This window comes from Rahnella perminowiae, from assembly GCF_019049755.1.
In the GTDB taxonomy this organism is placed as follows: domain Bacteria; phylum Pseudomonadota; class Gammaproteobacteria; order Enterobacterales; family Enterobacteriaceae; genus Rahnella; species Rahnella perminowiae.
This window is the reverse complement of sequence record NZ_JAFMOS010000284.1, coordinates 1-3,578: the sequence shown is the minus strand read 5'-3', so window position 1 is coordinate 3,578 and position 3,578 is coordinate 1. Positions and strand designations below refer to the sequence as shown.

4 protein-coding genes are annotated in these 3,578 nt (G+C 49.7%); all 4 read left to right on the top strand.

Going from position 1 to position 3,578, the window contains the following annotated elements; all coding sequences use genetic code 11:
• Positions 1–527 precede the first annotated feature (527 nt).
• Positions 528–2,096, top strand: coding sequence for a cytochrome ubiquinol oxidase subunit I (cydA, locus tag J1785_RS02405; protein WP_129952010.1), 1,569 nt, complete (start codon positions 528–530; stop codon positions 2,094–2,096).
• 14 nt (positions 2,097–2,110) lie between these two features.
• Positions 2,111–3,250: a cytochrome d ubiquinol oxidase subunit II gene (gene cydB, locus J1785_RS02400; RefSeq protein WP_129952009.1), complete on the top strand. Its 1,140-nt coding sequence runs from the start codon at positions 2,111–2,113 to the stop codon at positions 3,248–3,250.
• A gap of 10 nt (positions 3,251–3,260) precedes the next feature.
• Positions 3,261–3,374: a cytochrome bd-I oxidase subunit CydX gene (gene cydX, locus J1785_RS02395; RefSeq protein ID WP_013576433.1), complete on the top strand. Its 114-nt coding sequence runs from the start codon at positions 3,261–3,263 to the stop codon at positions 3,372–3,374.
• Between the two features lie 2 nt (positions 3,375–3,376).
• A partial coding sequence (locus J1785_RS02390; protein WP_217218729.1) for a cyd operon YbgE family protein occupies positions 3,377–3,578 on the top strand: 202 nt, incomplete at its 3' end.

Here is a 3,578-nt window from a genome sequence, read left to right as displayed (position 1 = left end):
TTAGAAGGTAGCAAATTAGATATTTTCAACAACCATAAAAGCACAATTAATTAACATTGAAGCCATCATTAAATCTCATTGAAACCAAAAGTTAACATTTTGAAATATTTTTTTAGAAATTGATGGGGAGCTTATAGAAATAAACAAGGAGATAGGCTTAAATTGCGGCAGATCAATTACAGGGTTTTCCACTGTTTTGTTCTTAAATTGACCTGTACACGGAAATCCGCTTAAGGTCACTAAAAAACCTATTTAATGTGTGGGATTACTGGCGTAACATAATGGTCCTGTAACATCCGTTTTTTGTATGATTATTTTTCCCCGTGATTTTGCCCGTTCATCAGCCTGTTCCAGGCCCGCTGCTCGTGCTTTTTCCGGACTCAGAATGTCTGGTCGATGGCTTTACTCAACCGGGTACTGACATTTTTTCTACACACATTTAAATATTGGTAGTCATGAGGCGTTCCGGCACACGGTTCGTCAAAGATCACAATTTGTGGTCTTCCTCCGAGGAGCAAGGGGTCAAGATGTTTGATATCGTTGAACTGTCGCGTTTACAGTTTGCTTTAACAGCCATGTATCATTTCCTATTTGTCCCATTAACGCTAGGTATGGCGTTTTTGTTGGCAATTATGGAAACGGTTTATGTCCTTTCCGGCAAACAAATCTATAAAGATATGACCAAATTCTGGGGCAAACTCTTTGCAATTAACTTTGCACTGGGCGTTGCCACTGGTTTAACCATGGAATTCCAGTTCGGGACTAACTGGTCATATTTCTCACATTACGTGGGTGATATCTTCGGTGCGCCGCTGGCGATTGAAGGTTTAATGGCATTTTTCCTGGAATCCACTTTAGTGGGCCTGTTCTTCTTCGGATGGGACCGTCTTACTAAAGTTCAGCATATGACTGTGACCTGGTTTGTTGCCCTTGGCTCAAACTTGTCAGCTTTGTGGATCCTGGTGGCGAATGGCTGGATGCAAAACCCGATTGCATCGACTTTCAACTACGAAACCATGCGTATGGAAATGGTCAGCTTCTCCGAGCTGGTGCTGAACCCGGTTGCGCAGGTTAAATTCGTTCACACCGTAGCGTCTGGTTATGTGACTGGCGCGATGTTCATTCTGGCTATCAGCTCTTACTACCTGTTGAAAGGTCGCGATGTCGGTTTCGCGAAGCGTTCATTTGCTATCGCAGCAAGCTTCGGTCTGGCTGCCGTGCTTTCCGTTATCGTACTGGGTGATGAATCCGGTTATGAAATGGGTGACGTACAAAAAACGAAACTGGCTGCTATCGAAGCAGAGTGGGATACCCAACCTGCACCGGCAAGTTTCACGCTGTTCGGCATGCCGAATCAGGACAAAATGGAAAATGAATATTCTGTTCAGATCCCTTACCTGCTCGGCCTGATTGCCACACGTTCTGTTGATACGCCGGTCACCGGTCTGAAAGACCTGATGGCGCAACACGAAGTGCGTATCCGTAACGGTATGAAAGCCTACACCCTGCTGGAAGAACTGCGTTCGGGCAACACTGACCCGAAAGTGCGCAGCGATTTCGAAAGCACCAAGCAGGATCTGGGCTACGGTATGTTGCTCAAACGCTATACCGACAACCCGGCGGCGGCGACTGACGCACAGATTCAGAAAGCGACCAAAGATTCTATCCCGCGCGTTCTGCCACTGTATTTTGCATTCCGTATCATGGTTGCCTGCGGCATCCTGATGTTCGTACTGATTGCGCTGTCCTTCTATACCGTCTTACGTGGCAAAATTGGCCAGAAACGCTGGTTACACCGCGCGGTATTCATCGGCCTGCCGTTGCCGTGGATTGCTGTCGAGGCAGGCTGGTTCGTGGCTGAATATGGCCGCCAGCCTTGGGCGATTGGTGAAGTCTTACCCACTGCGATCGCACACTCTTCACTGACTGTGGGTGATGTACTGACCTCGATGATCCTTATCTGCGGTCTCTACACCCTGTTCCTGGTCGCTGAAATGTTCCTGATGTTCAAATATGCGCGCCTCGGGCCAAGCAGCCTGAAAACCGGCCGTTATCATTATGAACAACCTTCAGCGCCACTTGAGCAAGCTCGGTAATAGGGAGTCCACGTATGTTTGATTATGAAGTTTTACGGTTCATCTGGTGGGTGCTGATTGGCGTGCTGTTTATCGGCTTCGCAGTGACCGATGGATTTGACATGGGCGTTGGTATCCTGGTGCGCATTATCGGTAAAACCGATACGGACCGCCGTGTGATGATCAATGCCATTGCCCCGCACTGGGACGGTAATCAGGTCTGGCTGATCACCGCCGGTGGCGCACTGTTCGCGGCCTGGCCTATGGTGTATGCAGCCGCATTCTCCGGCTTTTATGCGGCGATGGTACTTGTGCTGTGCGCCTTGTTCTTCCGTCCGCTGGGCTTTGACTATCGTTCAAAACTGGAAAGCGCACGCTGGCGTGGCATGTGGGACTGGGGCATTTTCATCGGCAGCTTCGTACCGGCTCTGGTCTTTGGTGTAGCCTTCGGTAACCTTCTGTTAGGCGTACCATTCCATATCGACGGCGACCTGCGTCTGTTCTACACCGGTAATCTGCTGGGCTTGCTGAACCCGTACGGCATTCTGGCCGGTCTGGTCAGCCTGACCATGCTGATCACTCAGGGGGCCACCTATCTGCAAATGCGTACTGTGGGTGAACTGCACCTGCGTACCCGTGCCGCGTCGCAGATTTCTGCGCTGGTGATGATGGTGTGCTTCCTGCTGGCAGGCATCTGGTTAGTGAAAGGGATTGATGGTTTCACCGTGACATCCGTTATGGATCACGCAGGTCCGTCTAACCCGCTGCGCAAAACCGTGTCTCATGAAGCGGGTGCATGGCTGGCTAACTTCAACAAGACACCCGGTTTGTGGGCGATTCCTGCATTGGGTGTGATTTTGCCGTTGCTGACCATTTTGTTCTCACGCATGAATAAAGCGGCGCTGGCATTCATCAGTAACTCACTGACTATCGCCTGTGTAATCCTGACTGCGGGTATCACTATGTTCCCGTTCGTGATGCCGTCAATTACTGAGCCGAATGCCAGCCTGACCATGTGGGATGCCACATCCACACTGTTGACGCTCAGAGTGATGACCGTTGTCGCGTGCATCTTTGTGCCAATCATCCTGATTTACACCTCATGGGCGTATTACAAGATGTTCGGGCGCCTCGATAAACATTACATCGAGAACAACAAGCATTCGTTGTATTAAGGAGAACACCATGTGGTATTTTGCCTGGATCCTCGGCACCTTACTGGCTTGCTCATTCGGTATCATTACCGCGCTGGCGTTTGAACACAGCGAAGCCAATAAAGCGGCTAAAGAAGAGAAGTAATAATGAGTGTGATCGCGGATAAACTTTACGCTGTCACAGACAAGGGCCCGTTAAGGGCCCTTTCGCTTGTGATGTCACTGGTGCTGGCCGGCTGCGTTTTTTGGAAACCCGGTATGTTTGCCTCGTCAACCAGTCAGCTGGAAGTCTGGCACGGGGTCATTTTGATATGGGCCGTTTGCAGTGGTGTTATCCATGGCCTGGGTT

Coding starts and splice junctions, on each gene's coding strand:
- cydA (WP_129952010.1), top strand. CDS start 528: ATGTTTGATATCGTTGAACTGTCGCGTTTACAGTTTGCTTTAACAGCC.
- cydB (WP_129952009.1), top strand. CDS start 2,111: ATGTTTGATTATGAAGTTTTACGGTTCATCTGGTGGGTGCTGATTGGC.
- cydX (WP_013576433.1), top strand. CDS start 3,261: ATGTGGTATTTTGCCTGGATCCTCGGCACCTTACTGGCTTGCTCATTC.